Below are 16,860 nucleotides of genomic sequence, written 5' to 3'. Positions count from 1 at the left end.
CGACGACGTCCTATCGAGTTAGGATAAGATAAGCTCAAGCAATCGGTCAGACATTGTATCACGGATTGGGTTGACAGGAGAAAGGCTGACAATCCTGAGTACATGCTGGATAAAACACTAGCTCATCAATTGAAATAAAAAATCCATGTCTAATCCCCAAAAAATTATATACAATTACACCGTTATTTTTGAACAAGAGCAAGACGGTGGGTATCATGTCTTCTGTCCCATCTTAAAAGGCTGTCATAGCCAAGGAGACAGCTTTGAAGAGGCGTTAGCTAATATTACGGAAGCCATGGAACTGTATCTTGATAGCCTGTTAGCCGATGAAGAACCGATACCTGAAGAGAACTTTATTATCAAGCCGGCTCGCATTTCGGTATGAGCAATTTACCCAGCGTCAAAGCCAAAGATTTTATTCGCGTGATTACGGGTTTGGGATATCAGTTACACCGACAGAACGGGGTTTTTTGATTTATTAAATGATAAATGACTTATTTTAAAGTTTAATGCTTGGGGTTAAGTTTAAAACAAGTTGCTAAAAACCGGGAAGGCGCGATGCAAACTCAGCCGACCATTTTACCCCTTGAAAATGGCGATCGCCTGACACGCCAAGAGTTCGAGCGTCGTTACGAGGCCATGCCGAAGCTCAAAAAAGCTGAACTCATCGAAAGAATTGTCTATATAGGTTCCCCAGTACGAGCCAGTCACGCGGTCTCCTATGCTCAAATCATCGGCTGGCTATGGAGTTATTCTATCGAAGTCCCCGGCGTACACCTAGCCGATCTCGTCTGGCAAGTCTATGACCTTCGTCTCGATTGGTTTCGTTGGCATGAGGGAACCTACCAACCTTTAGCCGCCGATGACCAGGGAATCCTTCGTAGCCAGGTCTTTCCCGGCTTGTGGCTGGCCGTCGATGCCCTCTTAGACGGGGATGTAAAAGAGGTGTTAAAGTTAGGATTAGCCCAAAAAAGCGCCTGAACTCCCGATGCCCACATCCCCCTTAAGTTGGTCAGAACTGGACAACCTCACCGATACTCCCCCCGATTTGGTGAACGGACCGACGAACCCCCAGGCCCGACTACGACTGTTTGGCCAAGATGAAGCGGCGGTTCAGGTCACCCTCTATCGGGATAATCATGCCTGGTGTCCCTATTGTCAAAAAGTTTGGCTGTGGTTGGAAGAGAAACAAATTCCCTACCGCATCGAAAAAGTCACCATGTTCTGTTACGGCCAGAAAGAACGTTGGTATAAGCAAAAAGTCCCCTCGGGGATGCTGCCAGCGGTGGAACTTAAGGGTCAGTTGATTACAGAAAGTGATGATATTTTACTCGCGTTAGAAGAGGAATTTGGCCCGCTAGAGTTTTCGATGCGCGATCGCCAGGTTTTACCCCTAAGACAATTAGAACGAGTGCTATTTCGCGCCTGGTGTATGTGGCTCTGTCGCCCCAGTTTATCGGAGCGTCAGGAACGTAACGCCCGTGAACAGTTTGTCGAAGTTATCCAGGAGGTAGAAGCGGCTCTGGCTGCAACACCTGGCCCCTACTTTTTGCCCGAATTTAGCACCGCTGATGTGGTCTTTACGCCCTATGTGGAACGGATGAACGCCAGTCTGTTTTACTACAAAGGCTATTCGTTACGGGAGGAAAACCCTCGCCTCTCGGACTGGTTTGATGGCCTAGAACGCCGTTCAACCTATCGGGGAACTCAGAGCGATTTCCATACCCATGTCCATGATTTACCGCCCCAAATGGGGGGCTGCTGGGCCAACAACACCCCGCAAACGGAACTGAATCAAATTCGCGTCGATCGCGGTCCCTGGTTTGGTCTTCCCGATGTCACCTATCCAGAACCGGAAACCTCCCGCTCTGAAGCCCTGCGGCGAGTGCTGAAACATCGCCAGACCCTGATTCGCGTCAATCCCGCCCCAGATGAGCTGTTTGAGACGGCCCTGCGTTGTGCGTTGACCCATTTGATGACTGGGGAGGATTGTCCACCGCCAGCGGGGAGTGAGGTGGGGTTACGGTATCTGCGCGATCGCATTAGTGTCCCCCGCGATATGTCGATTTATGCAGCGAAGCGGCTGCGTCAATCCTTGGAAGCCACTGCCGCTTTGGTGGGAACGGCTCAAGGTCCAGACATTCCAGTCCGACATCGCCGAGATCAGGATCCGGCGAACTTTGCGGGGGGGTAATTTCGTCAAGTGTTTTTAAGGAAGACGACGGCCACTCCCGAGAGCATTTCCTAAGTTGGTGAGGGCTTCTCCGTAACCTGGATCGAGAGCGATCGCCTGTCGCCAAGCGGCCACGGCCCGGTCCACATAACCCATGGCAAATAACAACTCACCTAGACCGTTATAAATCTCTGGAGAATTTGGCTCTAAGACTAACGCCGCTTGATAGGAAATATTCGCACGTTCATACTGTTCTCGTTGGGCTAATAAGTCCCCCATGCGAGCATGAGCTAAACCAAAATTAGGGTCGGCATTGAGGGCATTCTGAAACGCCCGAAGCGCCTCAGGAAACTTAAAATCCCGAGTGGCATAGGCATTGCCCACTCCAAAATAGGCCCGCGCCAACTCCCGAGATTGGACGTGGGATTGAGCCTTGTATAACTCGATCGCCCGTAAAAACATCTCCAGGGCTTCCCGTTCCTGGCCCAAGGCTAAATAGGCATCTCCTAAACTGCGAAAGGCATCGGCCGACTCAGGATTGAGGGCGATCGCCTGCTCCAACAACGGTAGGGCCCCCGCCGCATCCCCCGTTTCTAACAGAGCAAAGGCACGATAATAACTCACACGGGCATCATCTCCCGTTCGTTCCACCGCCTGTTCCAGAAAAACTAACGCTTCTCGAGTCCGTCCCAAACGCATCAGCGTCGCCCCAATGGCTCCATAAGCCGCCTCAAAATCAGGATTAAGGGCCAGGGTTCGTTGCAGGGGGGGCAACGCCTCCTCGGGGCGATTGAGCCGTAGTAGGGTCTCTGCTAGAGAATAGTGAGCTGGGGCAAAACGGGGACTAACGGCGATCGCCTGTTGAAAACGGCTCAACGCCTCCGGTAACTGCCCCTGACGAAAGAGAATCAAACCAATATTATAGTGAGCCGCCCCTAACCCTGGCTGAAGGGCGATCGCCCGCTCATAAGCCTCAATCGCCTCCTCCAATCGTCCCAAAGCGCGATAGGCCACCCCTAAATTATTAAACGCCTCAGCATAGCGGGGGCGCAATGCCAAGGCCCGCTCATAGGCCTCAATCGCCGCCTCAGATTCGCCCTGGCCCTGCAAGGCTCGGCCGAGATTATTCCAAGCCTCATGATCCACCTCATCAAAGCGAACCACCTCCCGGAAGGCCCGTTCCGCCTGCTGAAAACGGTTTTGGTTGAGCAGCCGCAATCCCTCCTGAAACACAAACTCCGGACTCCCCTGCTGTTGCGCTACCGTGAAGTCATCCACCGCAACGATCCCGGCCCTAACGGGTGCGCTCATCCCCAGGATCAACAGCACCCCAAGAGTAAACCGTGATATTCCTGTTTGACTCATACTGCCCCTTCCCGGCGATCGCCGAGAGCCATCAATAGCAAAAGTATAGCTCGACTCACTCAAGTCAAGAAACGCTCATGGAGTCAGCCCAGCTTCCCAGTCCCCAAACCGCCTATTGCCCATCCCTCGGGAATTTTACCGGATCCCGACTCTGACAGGATCCCAGTCGAGAGACTGGCCCCGTTGTTTGCATCCCTAGCCAACTTTGTAATACGCTAAAGATATCTTAACCCTCGCCAATGCCCGCTCTGAGTCCCGTTCCCCAACCGCCTCAAAACGACGGCTATCCTACCTATCCTGCTTCGGCTCTCCTCACTGTCGCCATCTGTTCTAGGAGATAGATTATATTAATGAGGTATACAAAAATTCATAATTGCTGCCATCGGGTTTCAGCTCCTGAACCAACATCCAGAAACCGGCATCCCACTGCCAAACCCTTTAACCTAAAGATACGGTTGTCCTTCCCCCTGCCCCTTATACATCGATTTGAGACAAAAGCTCATGTTTGAACACTTTACAGACAAAGCCATCCGAGTCGTTATGTTGGCTCAAGAAGAAGCCCGTCGGCTCAAACACAATATGGTGGGGACTGAGCAAATCTTGCTAGGTCTCGTTGGTGAGGGAAGCAGTATCGCCGCCAATGTCCTGAGTAAGTTTAGCGTCACCCGTGACGGGGCGCGCCGAGAGGTCGAACAACTCATTGGTCGCGGTTCCGGCTTTACCTCCGCTGAAATCCCCTTCACCCCAAAAGCCAAACGGGTGTTTGAATATGCCGTCGAAGAAGCCCGGCAACTGGGACACAACTATATCGCCCCCGAACATATCCTGCTCGGACTTACTCGGGATGAAGAAGGGGTTGCGGCCACAGTTCTGCATAACTTAGGTGTGGATCTTGGAGATATCCGCACCCAAGTCATGAAACAACTTGGGGAAGTCGCCGGTGTGGCTCCTGGAGGACAGCCATCGAGTAAAAACAGCAAAATGGCGACCTTGGAGGAGTTTGGCACCAACTTAACCCAGTTGGCCGCCGAAGGAAAACTCGACCCCGTTGTGGGACGCGATCGCGAAACGGAGCGTCTGGTGCAAATCCTGGGCCGTCGCACCAAAAACAACCCCATTCTCGTGGGCGAACCCGGTATCGGTAAAACCGCCATCGCTGAAGGCCTGGCCCAACGCATCGCCACCAATGCGGTCCCTGAACTCCTCGAAAACAAGCAAGTCATCGCCATCGACATGGGGATGCTTGTCGCCGGAACCCGCTTCCGGGGTGAGTTTGAGGAACGACTCAAAAACATCATCGAAGAAGTCCGCAGCAATGCTAATGTGGTTCTCGTCATCGACGAAATCCATACCCTAGTGGGTGCTGGTGCATTAGAAGGCGGTTTGGATGCAGCGAACATCCTCAAACCGGCCCTGGCTCGGGGTGAACTGCAATGTATCGGGGCCACCACCCTCGATGAGTTCCGTAAACATATCGAGCGGGATGCAGCCCTGGAGCGGCGTTTCCAGCCAATTATGGTCGGTGAGCCGACGGTGGAAGAAACCATCGAGATCCTCTTTGGCTTGCGCGATCGCTACGAGCAACATCACCAGCTCACCATCTTAGACGAAGCCCTCGAAGCCGCGGCCCAACTCTCCGATCGCTATATCAACGATCGCTTCCTCCCTGACAAAGCCATCGATCTCATCGATGAAGCTGGCTCTCGGGTGCATATTGAGCATTTCAAAGCCTCTCCCGCCTCCCGCGAACTCAAACGGGAGTTGGCTCAGGTGATCAAAGACAAAGACAACGCCGTTAGCGAACAGGACTTCGAGAAAGCCAGTCAACTGCGCGATCGCGAACTCGAAACCCGCGCTAAAATCGACCAACTCTCCATTGAGCGCCAACAAACCCCCCAGGGTGCGCCCATGGTCACCGAAGAGAACATCGCCGAGATTGTCTCAAGTTGGACGGGAGTTCCCGTGACAAAACTCGAAGAAACCGAGTCCGAAAAACTCCTGCACCTCGAAGACACCCTGCACCAACGTCTGATTGGTCAAGAAGAGGCGGTTCGCGCCGTATCCCGATCTGTGCGTCGCGCTCGAGTGGGCCTGAAAAATCCCCATCGTCCCATCGCCAGCTTCATCTTCTCGGGACCGACGGGGGTAGGGAAAACCGAACTCACCAAAGCCCTGGCGGCCTACTTCTTTGGCTCAGAAGAATCCATGATTCGCTTGGATATGTCCGAGTTCATGGAACGCCATACGGTGTCCAAATTGATTGGCTCCCCTCCAGGATTTGTCGGCTATGACGAAGGGGGACAACTTACGGAAGCCGTGCGTCGTCGTCCCTATTCGGTGATTCTCTTCGACGAAATCGAGAAGGCTCACCCCGATGTCTTTAACCTGCTGCTGCAAATCCTCGAAGATGGTCGTCTGACCGATTCTAAAGGTCGCGTGGTGGACTTCAAGAACACCTTGCTGATTATGACCTCCAATATCGGCTCCCGCGTCATTGAAAAAGGCGGCGGCGGCCTCGGCTTTGAAATCACCGGGGATGAAACCGATGCTCAGTACAACCGTATCCGTAATCTGGTGAACGAAGAACTCAAACAGTACTTCCGGCCTGAGTTCCTCAACCGCTTGGATGACATCATCGTCTTCAGCCAACTCAACCGCGAGGAAATTAAACAAATCGCCGATATCGAGTTGCAACGAGTCTTCGATCGCCTGGTGGAAAAAGACATCCGTCTGCAAGCCACCGAAGCCTTCAAGAACCGTCTCGCCGATGAAGGCTATGACCCCGCCTACGGTGCGCGGCCCCTACGTCGGGCAATTATGCGCCTCCTGGAAGATGTCTTGGCTGAGAAGATGCTCTCGGGTGAAATCCAAGACGGCGATCGCGCCATCATTGACCTAGATGATGACGGACAGGTCATTATCTCCAAGGACAATGTGGAACTGCGTTTCCCGGAACTGGTGTCCACCCAGTAACATCTCCAGTTAACATGTCCTAGCCTATGTAAGCGGCGTTTGCGTCTCCTGAGATTCGTGATCTGACATGACACCCCAACGGCGATGAGTTACGGCTCGTCGCCGTTTTCAGGATTGGGGGAATCTGGGAGCGTGACATCACTGATAAATTCCGCCGCCTCTGGTTCCGAGGGGCGATCGCTACTCCAAGCCCACCAGACACAGCCACAGGAGCAGGAATAGAACTCTTGCCATTTCCGGATATAGTCAGAGGTGTAGACGGGCGATCGCCGGTTGAGCCAGACTTTCTCAGCCTTACGGCTACTAGCCCCACATTGAGGACAGCGGAAGTCGACAGCGTGAATCGCTGATTTTGTCCAGTCAGGCGCAATTGGCGCAAAGGCATCCATAGGGGAGAATAAGCTAAACAGGGAATTCATCCCCTATTGTGGCAAGCTAGCCGTGACCCTGCAATCGCTCAATCGGCTAACTGTTCTGTTCCCCATTTTCCCAACTCCCCATGAATCCAGCCATCGAGACTCATCGCCTCCTCGATTTAATGCCCGCCTCCGGGCGTATGTTTGCCAAAATTGTCAGTCAGCCGAGTTCGTCTAAGGTGATTGACACGCCGTTTCCCGTTCCCTGGAAGCGCGATCGCCTGATTTTGATTAATTTCGACTATTGGCAAGAGTTGAGCCAACCGCAGCGGGATTTGCTCCTGTTACGGACGGTCTGTTGGCAGTTGGAGATTCGCTGGTTTAAGCTAGATGTCTATCAAGGACTCGGGTTAGCTGGACTGGTGGCAACGGCGGTTGAGGTGGCTCAGGGGGATGCGGTGGGAATTGTTGCGGCGGGAAGTTTGACGGCGATCGCCCTCAACCAGATTTGGCGGCAGAACCAGTCCACCGCCTCTGAACTGGCGGCCGACGAAGCGGCGATCGCCGTGGCTCAACGTCGTGGCTATGATGAAGTAGAAGCCGCCAAAGCCCTCGTTAGCGCCATGAAAGCCGTCAGCGAACTCGAAGGACGAGCGGGATTGTCCTTTACCGAGTTAGTTCGCTATCAAAATTTACGGGCGATCGCAGGCGTTTCTGGTGTCACCGTTCCCGAAAGCCTCCGCCAAGAGGGGTAAACGCGCTAGGATCGGGGAACGTCACCCGATCCCAATCGGTTCAAGCCCATCCGTCCTTTGCCATTAAAATCTCGATGGATAATAACAATCTACTGACCCAACTGTTAATGATCGGCGTGGGAACCACGTCTCTAGTTGCCGAGAAAATTAAAGAAGTCAGCGATCGCTGGGTGAAAGAAGGCAAAATCGACTCCGACGATGCCAAATCCATGATCGACGACTTTATGACTCAATTCAAGTCAGAACAGGGCAACCTGGAAAAACAACTCGATCGCCAACTTCGCAACGCCATGCAAGATTTAGGGGTTCCCCGCCAAGCCGAGATGGACGAGTTACGAGGACGACTCGATCGCCTCGAACGCCAAGTTCGCGATCTCGAAAATAAACATTGGCGGTAAGCTAGCCTAGGGAATTGTCCAATCCCCTGGATTCAATGCATTGGACATCGTAATTTAGAGAAAAAGGAGGACTCACCTTGCGACCGATTTTAATTAGCTTAAGTCTTGTGATCGTCTGTGCTGTGGCGATTCTGTTCACCCTCATTAACAGCCAAAACCAAACGGCGATCGCCGACGAACTCCCCGGAGAGGAACCCTCGGCCACTCCCGCTGCTGAAACCATCCGCGACGACAATCCCAATCTCTTCGCCCAGGCTTCGGGTTCTAATGCAGAGGCCGTCGCCGACGACGATGGGATGTACACCACCGAATCCGGCTTGAAGTACGAAAAACTCGAAACCGGTGACGGCGCACAACCCCAAACAGGCCAAACGGTGATGGTTCATTACACCGGAATGCTTGAAGATGGAACGGTGTTTGACAGTTCCCGTGAGCGCAATCGTCCCTTTAGCTTCCGCATTGGTGTCGGCCAGGTGATTCAAGGCTGGGATGAAGGCGTAGGAATGATGCACGTGGGCGATCGGTGGAAACTGACAATTCCCCCGGAACTCGGCTATGGCGAACGGGGTGCGGGTGGAGTCATTCCTCCCAATGCAACCCTCATTTTTGATGTGGAATTGCTACGCATCAGTTAATTCATGAAGCTCACCCCACCTGCCTTGGGCGAGGTGGGGGTGTCGGTGCTAACCTCGAACTGTGCTAGTCCACAGGTCACACAAACAAGCCCAGCTTCTAGGCGAACGCCGAGAACATTGGCTCGAACGTTCCTCACTGTCCTTTCGGCGAGTGAGCTGAAGAATACCTCGGGCAGCAATATTAAGTGCCCCATTAAGGTCTGCATTGTATCGCTTGCCCGAGGAAAATTTAGCCAGAGCATAGTTTTTGGAGTCCCGTCGTACGACTCCACTGCCGTCATAAGCCAGCTTTGAAGTATAAGCAGCCACGACATCAATGACTTTACCGCCTATCTCTTGCCACTTCATCTCGGTCAAGTCTCGAATCATCCCCTTGAGCCATCCATGAAAGCGTTGGCGCAGGTTGGAGCGTTTGCGTCCTCCCTTAGCCTTCCATCCTTTCAGGTTCTCAAAGACAATGGCATCGACATTGAACTGTTGGGCAATCTGCACAATATGCTTTGAGACAATTTGCCCAATTTGGCGGTTGATATTACGGCATTTGCGGTAGGTATGAGAGCAGAACCCTTTCTGAAGACTTCCACCATGTCCCATCGTCTGACTCGCTCGTTGAGATACCGATTTCAGCCGTTTATCCCGACGGTCTATGTCTCTCCCCGGGTGAATAAACTCCCGATAGGTTACAGTGCCGTCAAAATTCACGACTGCTACGGTAGCGGTGGTGTTGATACCCAGGTCAACACTGACAACTCGACCCTCTCCCTCCCGTTGAAGTGGATGACACTCAAAGGGAACTGAGAGATGACAGGCCCGTTTCTGCTCATTAACAATGAGGGCGGGTGACCGTAGCTTGTTGCTATCTACGGTATGCCGTTCTCGTAGGCTGCTTATCCCAACTGTCGTCCAGACCCAATCGGTTCCGTTAAAGACCTTAATTTCGATGTGGCTGTAGCCATGCAGCTTATAGCATTGACCTTTGTACAGGGTCGGATAACAGCCACTGTTGGGATTGAGGACGGGAGGTTTAGCATCCCGACGTTGACGAGTTCCCGATTGCCATTCCTGATACCGGGTCATGTAGCTACTGACTTGGCCAGCAGCAAAGACAATGGCGGCCCGTCGGTAGTAGCTAGGGAACTTGTAAAAGGTTTGGTCAAATTGCCGGTATTTGGGGTTGGGGTTCTTCGCGGTTTGGTGAATGAGTTTTTCGACGGCTAGAACCCGTTTTTGACTCGATAATGCTCCTAGAGACGGCCAATGGGTTAAGAGAATCCCCATCAAATGCCGACAGACGCGACGATAGATCTCAACCGTTTGGCTCAGCAGCACTGGCTGGCTGGCTGTCGGGTTAAGAGTCCATCGGTCTGTACGGATGATTGATGTGGTTTGTACCATAACAGTATGATACCCCAAGGCTTGTCAGCTCGGCAGCTCCTTGACCCCCACCTGCCGTTCGGCGAGGTGGGGGAATGCGTCGCTATTTTGTTCAAAAAAAATTATTGCGTTAATGGATTGACCACTGTGCTAAAGATCGTCGTAAATGCCCCCAAAGGTGGAGATTGACTAACCGTTAGAGACGATTGCAAGGAATTAAGCCCGATTATAGCGGTCTAACACCGTCAACTGCTGGTACAACAAGGCCATTTGCGGCAAATTTGCCCCAGCAGCAGTTCCACGGCGCAGGGGAGTTCCAAGAATCGCCTCAATCTCTAGCGGTCGTTTGGCCTCAAAATCCAATTTCATGCTAGTTAAATAGGGGGGCATCTGTTCCGTTGTCTTTAACATCTCCTCAACAAAGGCGCTCGGAATCTCCCGTCCACAAGCCTTCGCCCCCGCCACCACTTCAGTCATTAAGGATTCCACTGCTTCACGACTGTTCGCATCAGTAATCAGGCGATCGGTTTTAGCATCTAACACCACCGATAACCCGTTAAAAGGGATATTCCAAACCAGTTTTTTCCAACGGGCCAGCAACAAATCCTCATGGAATTGCATCGGAACCCCGGCCCGCTCAAAATCATGGGCGATCGCCCGCATCCGCTCGGTCACCCCTTGGGGCGTATACTCCGGATGATACTCTCCAAGGGCGATCGCCCCATAATCCAGATGACGAATTTGGCCGGGCCCCACCTTATTAGAACAGATAAAACACAAGCCCCCCAGCACGCGATCGCCCCCCACCGACTCGGCCACCTCATCTTCAACCCCTAAACCATTCTGCAACACCAACACCACCCCATCGGGCTTCAACAAAGGCGGTAACAACTCTCCCAACACCTGATTTTGAGTGGTTTTGAGGGCCACAATCACCACATCACAGGCCGGCATATCCGCCACATCCCGATAGGCCTGAACCTCCCCCAGTTGAAAATTTCCCTCGGGAGACTCCACCGTTAACCCCTTCTGACGAATCACCTCATAATCGCTGCGGGTGAGGAAATGCACCTCCACCCCAGCCCGCTGTAGTTTCGCGCCATAATAACCGCCAATAGCGCCAGTTCCGACAATGGCGTAGCGGCGGGGAGTTGAAGCAAATTGGGGAAACGATGCCATAACTCAGTTCGATTGCAGTCTATTGAAAGCCTTGTTGCCACACTCCAATATAAACGTGGGTGTCACTTTCCCAAAAGATGACTCCCTCCATGGCCGAGAGTTGGAACCTATACTGGGACGTTTCCCGTTCCCAGACTTGGTAAAACCCCACCTCAATCGCCTCATCGAGTTGGCACCCCAACATACTATCCAACGTAGACAGCACCAGGGGCAACTCTAACCCATGGTGAAATGAGGCCTCAGTCTGTTGCAAGACATTGGACTTATCATCAAACAAAAATCCCAAACTCACCTGATTGGGAATCAGATAATACACCAGGGCCGTACTGTTGCCCCAATAGCCCCGTTGTACAGCCGCCGGGGCCCCAATCAGTCGCTCAACCTGAGGTTTCGGGGTTCCCGGTTGAAACCCTGGCAACCCAAAGCCACTGGGTTGATCCTGACAACGCAGTTGTTGAGGCACAACCTGGGGAATCCGCTCCCCCTCCGATTCTGCCTGTCTCACTCCCCTGGACCAGCTTAACTCTTGGGCCATCACAGCCGGGGTCATCAGTAGCCCCATGGCGATCGCCCAACTTATCACACCCCAATGATATCGATAGTTTGCTCGCATAACCCCTGGAGTTTGGCTTAATTAAGAGACATCTCGAACCCATCCCGTTTCCCGAAACGAGTAACGGTGATCCCTCCAATCCTAATCCCTTTCACTCCAATTTATGGGTTGGATGTGACAGGATTTATCTACTAAACAACTGTCACAAACCTATCGTAAATTTACGGAGATTTTATCCCCAGACTAACGTTTTTATCTAAGGAAATCTTGACAAAAGCAGTTTTTTTTGCTAGAAAAAGTGAGCAACGCAGACAGTCCTAATGCTGTCTGACTCGACTTCTGGTCCCGCGTGTCTTCCCCAACCCTAAACTATCTCATCATTGACGACCTAGAACAGCCTCCGGAGCAGCGGGTGGGGACTTTAGTGCGCCTCTGCGGGCGGCGGGATAGCCCCAAAACCCGTGAAGGGGCGATCGAACTCGTGCGAAGATTATGGGAAGAGGATTTACTTCCCGCTGATCGCTTTGCTAACGGAATACATCAAGACTCGATTATGGCCGTCTCAGAACCCACCGACACCCAGAACCTCCTCCCCGTCGAACGGGGGGCCCAGGAACTCTGTCAACTGCTGAATCTGCAAGTCACCCATCAACAAACTTGTCAGGAAGCCCGTCCCCTGGTTAGCCTGGTGCAAGCGGTTCTCGACAACGAGCGATCGCTCACCCCAGAAGAACTTGAACTGGCAAGCGATCGCAAAACCGGCAAACTCCTACAAAAAGTCGCCAGTAGCCACGCCGAACTTAGCCGCTTTCGCGACGCCATGAGCGGCGATGCTCAACTCATCCTAGAAATCATCCGCGCCGAAATGCCGGGAGACGTCGCCATCCAATCTCCCGACAGCGTCACCAATGGCGCAACCACAACCAGCAAGTAACAAGCTAGGCTGACAGTTTCGGCGTACGAGTATGCCACAGCGTCGCCTGTTCATAGGCATTGGCAATCTCTAGGAGTCGTTCCTCCTGAAGCACATTGCCAATCATCTGCATTCCAATGGGCAAACCCTGACTGTCAAAGCCGCAGGGGAGACTCAATGCCGGTAATCCTGCCAAGTTCACCGGAATCGTCATCAAGTCCGACAGATACATACTCAGAGGATCATCGGTTTTCTCCCCCGCCTTAAAGGCCGTCGTTGGCGAGGTGGGGGTAATCAACACATCCGCTTGAGCAAACGCCTTTTGGAAATCCTGACAAATCAACGTCCGCACCTTCTGAGCCTTGAGATAATAGGCATCATAGTAGCCCGCCGAGAGGGCATAGGTCCCAATGACGATACGGCGTTTAACTTCCGGGCCAAACCCCTGAGCGCGAGTTTTTTCATACATCTCCAGGAGATTATCCGCCTCCTCCACCCGTAAGCCATACTTCACCCCGTCATACCGTGCCAAGTTGGCTGAGGCCTCCGAGGGGGCAATGATGTAATAGGTGGGCAAGCCATAACTAAAGGTGGGACAAGAAATTACGGAAATTTCTGTTCCCAACTCTTGCAAGACTTCGATCGCGGCTTTAACGGCGGTTTCCACGTCCGGATCGAGGCCCTTACCAAAGGTTTCCTGGATAATCCCCACCCGTAACCGTCCTTTGGGTTTGAGGTTGGGTTTCACGGCCCGTGAGTAATGGGGAATGTCCACCTTGAGACTCGTCGAATCGCGGGGATCATAGCCGGCGATCGCCTCCAAGAGGGTCGCCGCATCCTCCACGGTACGGCCAAACGGACCAATCTGATCCAACGACGAGGCATAGGCCACAAGGCCATAGCGAGAGACTAAACCATAGGTGGGTTTCATCCCCACCACCCCGCAAAAGGACGCAGGCTGGCGAATCGAGCCACCCGTATCCGAACCGAGAGCCACCACCGCTTCCTCTGCCGCCACAGCCGCCGCTGATCCCCCAGAGGAACCACCGGGAACCCGATGGGTATCCCAAGGATTAGCCGTCACCTGATAGGCGGAGTTCTCCGTAGAACTGCCCATGGCGAACTCATCCAAATTCGTCTTACCCACCAAGACGGCCCCCGCCGCCTCTAGCTTCTCAATCACCGTGGCATTGTAGGGGGGAATGTAGTTTTCTAAAATTCGAGATCCGCAGGTGGTGGGAACCCCACGCATACAGAGATTATCCTTAATCGCAATAGGAATCCCCTCAAGCAGTCCAATGGACTCCCCCGCCGCAATTTTGGCATCCACTCGTCGCGCCTGGGCGATCGCCGCTTCAGCCGTCACGTGGAGGAAGCTGTGAAGTTGCGGTTCCAATGCTTCAATGCGATCGAGGGTTTCCTGGGTCATTTCAACCGCAGATCGCTCCTTATTAATCAATTCTCGGTGCAACTCACGAATGGATGCCATGCACGAACCTCTATCTTAGCGTGGACTTAAAAAACAAAAGTGATACCAGTGTACTTTAACTCAGGGGACATCCCCTAGCCACTCCACGAGCTAATCTTCATCAAGGGGTAAGCCCATGCGAACCTTCCCTTTGCCAAAGTAACGACCAAACTGAAGTTCATAGACTTCATCCTCATCCTGAGTTTCCACCTCAATATCCGAACGGGGATAGCTGACACAGAGGAGAGCATAGCCTTTTTTCTGGAGTGCCGGAGAGAGTCCCATGGCTTCAGGTTGGTACAATTCCCCGGAGATGACCCGCACGGCACAGGTTGTACAAGCTCCATTGCGACAGGAGAAGGGTAAATCTACCCCCTGATTTTCCGCTGATTGCAGAATGTAGCGATCTTCAGGAACCCTAACCGTGTAGTCCTGACCGCTCTGGCGATGGTGAATCCGAATTTGATGGGTACGAGTCATAAGGTTCAGCCCGGTTAAACAACAGATGGCAAATTGAGATAGTCCTATGCTGAGCTTACGGCAAAGTCATGGGACATCACAACTGCATCGCTAGGTGCTGATGATAACCCATGACGGTTCAAGTCACCGCCCTATCGGAGATTGAGGGCCAATCAGGGAGATTTTCAGCAAAAAATTCTCAAAGGCCTTCCCCATCGCCAAAATCTCTGTTAAGATGGTAAAGCTTTGACTGAAAAACTCAATACAGTCTCCGAGGAGAGGTGGCCGAGCGGTTTAAGGCGCAGCACTGGAAATGCTGTTTAGGGGCAACTCTAACGAGGGTTCGAATCCCTCCCTCTCCGTTCTAAAGGAAAGACGCACCTGGTATTTAGTTACCGAGGTGCGTCTTTTTTGATGTCCGATGTTGTAGCCTGTTACGCGTTCCGCGCCAGGAACATACGCTCTAAACTTAAAGCGACTACCCCAGCGGTGACCACCAACATGCCAAAAATTTGGTTCCCTGCCAGTTGTTCTCCAATAAAGAAGAAGCCAAACAGAGCCGTCATCACTGGGCCAGTGGCCCCAATAATCGAGGCTAGAGATGCGCCGGCATAGCGAATGGCAAAGTTATTGAGAACATAGCTAATCAGGGTCAATAATCCCAGCCATAGCCCACTCCAAAACAGTCCCGCAATATGCTGGGTGGGTAAGGTCATCGTCTCGTCAAACCGCTCCACGATCACTAAACCCACGAAGGAGAAGACAAAGACACAGACAAAATTAGCAAAGCTAAAGGAAATCGGGTGCAGTTGTTTGGAGGCAATCTGAGTCAGGAGGACATACCCGGCAAAGGTAATACCAGACCCTAATGCGGTGAGACTCCCCACCAGCAAGCCATCACCAGCTAAACCACCGGATAATACATCGCCAATACCGGGAACAGCAGAGATGCCACCAATGAGAATGACCGTCATAATCACCGCACGGGCAGCGGTTGGACGAGCGCCAAAGAGAAACCAAGCCCCCAACACTGTGACAATGGGGAAGATGAAGAACAGGGTAATGGCTACCCCAGCGGGGATGTTACCCAAGGCGATATAAATCAAGACTTGGGAGACAAACAAGGCGGCACCACTGCCAATGACTTGATATTGCAGGCGGCGATTCTCGGGTTTTTGGAAGTTTTGCAATTCTTCCCACCATCGAGGATAGAGCTGTGCCGCCAGCAATGGCATTAAGACGACAACCACCACCATGCGCATAAACAAAATCAGCATGGAGTTGCCGAGGCTGGGGGAAATAATCCCTCCCCAGGAGACGAGTCCTAGGATATTACTTTCGTTGAGGATGACTCGGATACTGACGTTAAACAGAGACAGCACGGCCGAGTAGAGGAGGGCTAGGATTAAACCCGTTTGCACTTGGGAGGCAGGTTTCGGGGGAGGTGGTGGTGGAACCTCGTTGAGATTTGCTTGCTCATTGGCCTTAATTTCAGACTCTAGAGCTTCCGGGGTGGGAACCGGAGGGGTGGGAACGTGGCTATTGTCCTCGGAGGTGGGCCTGGGTTGAGTGGGTGCCGGGGAGACGGACTCGCTAGCTCCATTGCGATAGGCGGCTGGAGCAGAGGTGGGGGGCATTCCCTGGGCTTCATCTCGTAATTCGTGGCTGAGACGGCTGACGAGGGTATCGAGCAGGGCTTCCCCTTGTTGTTGCAGATTGTCGAGTTGATGTAGGGATTGGGAGAGATCGCTGCGGTAGTTGGTCAGTTCCCGACTGAGACTCTGATAGGTTTGGTGGAAACGGGTATCAACAGAATCTCGCAGGCGATCGCCCTCATCTAAGACGGCTACGGGACGACTGGGAGGGAGTTGACGAGCGGCGAGTTCTTCGACTCGTGCCGAAAGTCGTTCTTCGAGACTGGCAGCCACAAGTTGTGCCAGTTGTTGGACCCAAACCTGACGATCTTCTTCAGATTCACTCAGAGCCGGGGGTTGCTGACCGGGAGAGAGTTTTTGATAGCGAGTTTGTAATTCGTTGATATCATCCAGCAGTCGGGTTTTCTCGGCTTGTAGGCGGCTGACATCTCGCGTCAGTTGGACGATGAGATCCTGTTGGAGATGTTTGAGATCCTGAGTCAGCTCAGTTAACACGGTTTCGACTGAGCGATCGCCGATACCGTCGGGGTTGGTCAATCGCGTTTCCCTTTGCTCCATAACTCCTGAGTCCTTGCTCTCTCCTATCATCATCGTTAGCGGGCGA

The 16,860-nt window shown here is 52.8% G+C and carries 16 protein-coding genes and 1 tRNA gene; 9 read left to right on the top strand and 8 right to left on the bottom strand.

Annotated elements, in window-relative coordinates:
* The first annotated feature begins 145 nt into the window (after positions 1–145).
* The 3 genes from L855_RS05115 to L855_RS05105 all read left to right on the top strand — a co-directional run bounded on the left by L855_RS05115 (position 146) and on the right by L855_RS05105 (position 2,194).
* Positions 146–385, top strand: coding sequence for a type II toxin-antitoxin system HicB family antitoxin (locus L855_RS05115; RefSeq protein ID WP_159785007.1), 240 nt, complete (start codon positions 146–148; stop codon positions 383–385).
* 173 nt (positions 386–558) lie between these two features.
* Positions 559–981, top strand: coding sequence for a hypothetical protein (locus L855_RS05110; RefSeq protein WP_159785004.1), 423 nt, complete (start codon positions 559–561; stop codon positions 979–981).
* Positions 982–988: 7 nt separating this feature from the next.
* The gene (locus L855_RS05105) at positions 989–2,194 is read left to right on the top strand and encodes a glutathione S-transferase family protein (RefSeq protein WP_159785001.1); all 1,206 of its coding nucleotides are present in this window, start codon (positions 989–991) and stop codon (positions 2,192–2,194) included.
* A gap of 15 nt (positions 2,195–2,209) precedes the next feature.
* Here the strand turns inward: L855_RS05105 and L855_RS05100 are convergent, their stop codons facing one another.
* Positions 2,210–3,484, bottom strand: a complete 1,275-nt coding sequence (locus L855_RS05100; RefSeq protein WP_159784998.1) for a tetratricopeptide repeat protein — start codon at positions 3,482–3,484, stop codon at positions 2,210–2,212.
* A 555-nt stretch (positions 3,485–4,039) separates the two neighbouring features.
* On the opposite strand from L855_RS05100, the gene L855_RS05095 reads away from it, so the two are divergent.
* Positions 4,040–6,511 carry an ATP-dependent Clp protease ATP-binding subunit gene (locus L855_RS05095; RefSeq protein ID WP_159784995.1) on the top strand — a complete coding sequence of 824 codons (2,472 nt, stop codon included), beginning with the start codon at positions 4,040–4,042 and terminating at the stop codon, positions 6,509–6,511.
* A gap of 89 nt (positions 6,512–6,600) precedes the next feature.
* On the opposite strand, the gene L855_RS05090 is transcribed toward L855_RS05095, so the two are convergent.
* Positions 6,601–6,900, bottom strand: coding sequence for a hypothetical protein (locus L855_RS05090; RefSeq protein ID WP_159784992.1), 300 nt, complete (start codon positions 6,898–6,900; stop codon positions 6,601–6,603).
* A 110-nt stretch (positions 6,901–7,010) separates the two neighbouring features.
* On the opposite strand from L855_RS05090, the gene L855_RS05085 reads away from it, so the two are divergent.
* The 3 genes from L855_RS05085 (at position 7,011) to L855_RS05075 (ending at position 8,655) form a co-directional block, all read left to right on the top strand.
* A complete protein-coding gene (locus tag L855_RS05085; protein ID WP_159784989.1) occupies positions 7,011–7,622 on the top strand; it encodes a DUF3318 domain-containing protein in 612 nt (203 codons plus the stop codon).
* A gap of 74 nt (positions 7,623–7,696) precedes the next feature.
* Complete coding sequence (locus L855_RS05080; RefSeq protein ID WP_159784986.1) at positions 7,697–8,020, top strand: phasin family protein; 324 nt, start codon at positions 7,697–7,699, stop codon at positions 8,018–8,020.
* Between the two features lie 77 nt (positions 8,021–8,097).
* Positions 8,098–8,655 (top strand): FKBP-type peptidyl-prolyl cis-trans isomerase, encoded by a 558-nt coding sequence (locus L855_RS05075; RefSeq protein ID WP_159784983.1) that lies wholly within the window; start codon positions 8,098–8,100, stop codon positions 8,653–8,655.
* A 48-nt stretch (positions 8,656–8,703) separates the two neighbouring features.
* Here the strand turns inward: L855_RS05075 and L855_RS05070 are convergent, their stop codons facing one another.
* The 3 genes from L855_RS05070 to L855_RS05060 all read right to left on the bottom strand — a co-directional run bounded on the left by L855_RS05070 (position 8,704) and on the right by L855_RS05060 (position 11,821).
* Positions 8,704–10,050 (bottom strand): IS200/IS605 family accessory protein TnpB-related protein, encoded by a 1,347-nt coding sequence (locus tag L855_RS05070; RefSeq protein WP_192924998.1) that lies wholly within the window; start codon positions 10,048–10,050, stop codon positions 8,704–8,706.
* 195 nt (positions 10,051–10,245) lie between these two features.
* Positions 10,246–11,208, bottom strand: coding sequence for a putative 2-dehydropantoate 2-reductase (locus L855_RS05065; protein WP_159784980.1), 963 nt, complete (start codon positions 11,206–11,208; stop codon positions 10,246–10,248).
* A gap of 19 nt (positions 11,209–11,227) precedes the next feature.
* A complete protein-coding gene (locus L855_RS05060; protein WP_159784977.1) occupies positions 11,228–11,821 on the bottom strand; it encodes a hypothetical protein in 594 nt (197 codons plus the stop codon).
* A 289-nt stretch (positions 11,822–12,110) separates the two neighbouring features.
* On the opposite strand from L855_RS05060, the gene L855_RS05055 reads away from it, so the two are divergent.
* A complete protein-coding gene (locus L855_RS05055) occupies positions 12,111–12,695 on the top strand; it encodes a hypothetical protein (protein WP_159784974.1) in 585 nt (194 codons plus the stop codon).
* A gap of 4 nt (positions 12,696–12,699) precedes the next feature.
* Here the strand turns inward: L855_RS05055 and gatA are convergent, their stop codons facing one another.
* A complete protein-coding gene (gatA, locus tag L855_RS05050; RefSeq protein WP_159784971.1) occupies positions 12,700–14,163 on the bottom strand; it encodes an Asp-tRNA(Asn)/Glu-tRNA(Gln) amidotransferase subunit GatA in 1,464 nt (487 codons plus the stop codon).
* Positions 14,164–14,253: 90 nt separating this feature from the next.
* Positions 14,254–14,622 carry a 2Fe-2S iron-sulfur cluster-binding protein gene (locus L855_RS05045; protein WP_159784968.1) on the bottom strand — a complete coding sequence of 123 codons (369 nt, stop codon included), beginning with the start codon at positions 14,620–14,622 and terminating at the stop codon, positions 14,254–14,256.
* 254 nt (positions 14,623–14,876) lie between these two features.
* Between L855_RS05045 and L855_RS05040 the strand changes: the two genes are divergently transcribed.
* A tRNA-Ser gene (locus tag L855_RS05040) sits at positions 14,877–14,963 on the top strand.
* Between the two features lie 72 nt (positions 14,964–15,035).
* Here the strand turns inward: L855_RS05040 and L855_RS05035 are convergent.
* Complete coding sequence (locus tag L855_RS05035; RefSeq protein WP_159784965.1) at positions 15,036–16,814, bottom strand: DMT family transporter; 1,779 nt, start codon at positions 16,812–16,814, stop codon at positions 15,036–15,038.
* Positions 16,815–16,860 lie beyond the last annotated feature (46 nt).

This window comes from Sodalinema gerasimenkoae IPPAS B-353 (genome assembly GCF_009846485.1).
Taxonomy (GTDB): domain Bacteria; phylum Cyanobacteriota; class Cyanobacteriia; order Cyanobacteriales; family Geitlerinemataceae; genus Sodalinema; species Sodalinema gerasimenkoae.
This window is presented reverse-complemented; position numbering and strand designations above follow the sequence as displayed.

Coding starts and splice junctions, on each gene's coding strand:
- L855_RS05095 (WP_159784995.1), top strand. CDS start 4,040: ATGTTTGAACACTTTACAGACAAAGCCATCCGAGTCGTTATGTTGGCT.
- L855_RS05080 (WP_159784986.1), top strand. CDS start 7,697: ATGGATAATAACAATCTACTGACCCAACTGTTAATGATCGGCGTGGGA.
- L855_RS05070 (WP_192924998.1), bottom strand. CDS start 10,050: ATGGTACAAACCACATCAATCATCCGTACAGACCGATGGACTCTTAAC.
- L855_RS05065 (WP_159784980.1), bottom strand. CDS start 11,208: ATGGCATCGTTTCCCCAATTTGCTTCAACTCCCCGCCGCTACGCCATT.
- L855_RS05105 (WP_159785001.1), top strand. CDS start 989: ATGCCCACATCCCCCTTAAGTTGGTCAGAACTGGACAACCTCACCGAT.
- L855_RS05060 (WP_159784977.1), bottom strand. CDS start 11,821: ATGCGAGCAAACTATCGATATCATTGGGGTGTGATAAGTTGGGCGATC.
- gatA (WP_159784971.1), bottom strand. CDS start 14,163: ATGGCATCCATTCGTGAGTTGCACCGAGAATTGATTAATAAGGAGCGA.
- L855_RS05110 (WP_159785004.1), top strand. CDS start 559: ATGCAAACTCAGCCGACCATTTTACCCCTTGAAAATGGCGATCGCCTG.
- L855_RS05090 (WP_159784992.1), bottom strand. CDS start 6,900: ATGGATGCCTTTGCGCCAATTGCGCCTGACTGGACAAAATCAGCGATT.
- L855_RS05085 (WP_159784989.1), top strand. CDS start 7,011: ATGAATCCAGCCATCGAGACTCATCGCCTCCTCGATTTAATGCCCGCC.
- L855_RS05035 (WP_159784965.1), bottom strand. CDS start 16,814: ATGGAGCAAAGGGAAACGCGATTGACCAACCCCGACGGTATCGGCGAT.
- L855_RS05100 (WP_159784998.1), bottom strand. CDS start 3,484: ATGAGCGCACCCGTTAGGGCCGGGATCGTTGCGGTGGATGACTTCACG.
- L855_RS05045 (WP_159784968.1), bottom strand. CDS start 14,622: ATGACTCGTACCCATCAAATTCGGATTCACCATCGCCAGAGCGGTCAG.
- L855_RS05115 (WP_159785007.1), top strand. CDS start 146: ATGTCTAATCCCCAAAAAATTATATACAATTACACCGTTATTTTTGAA.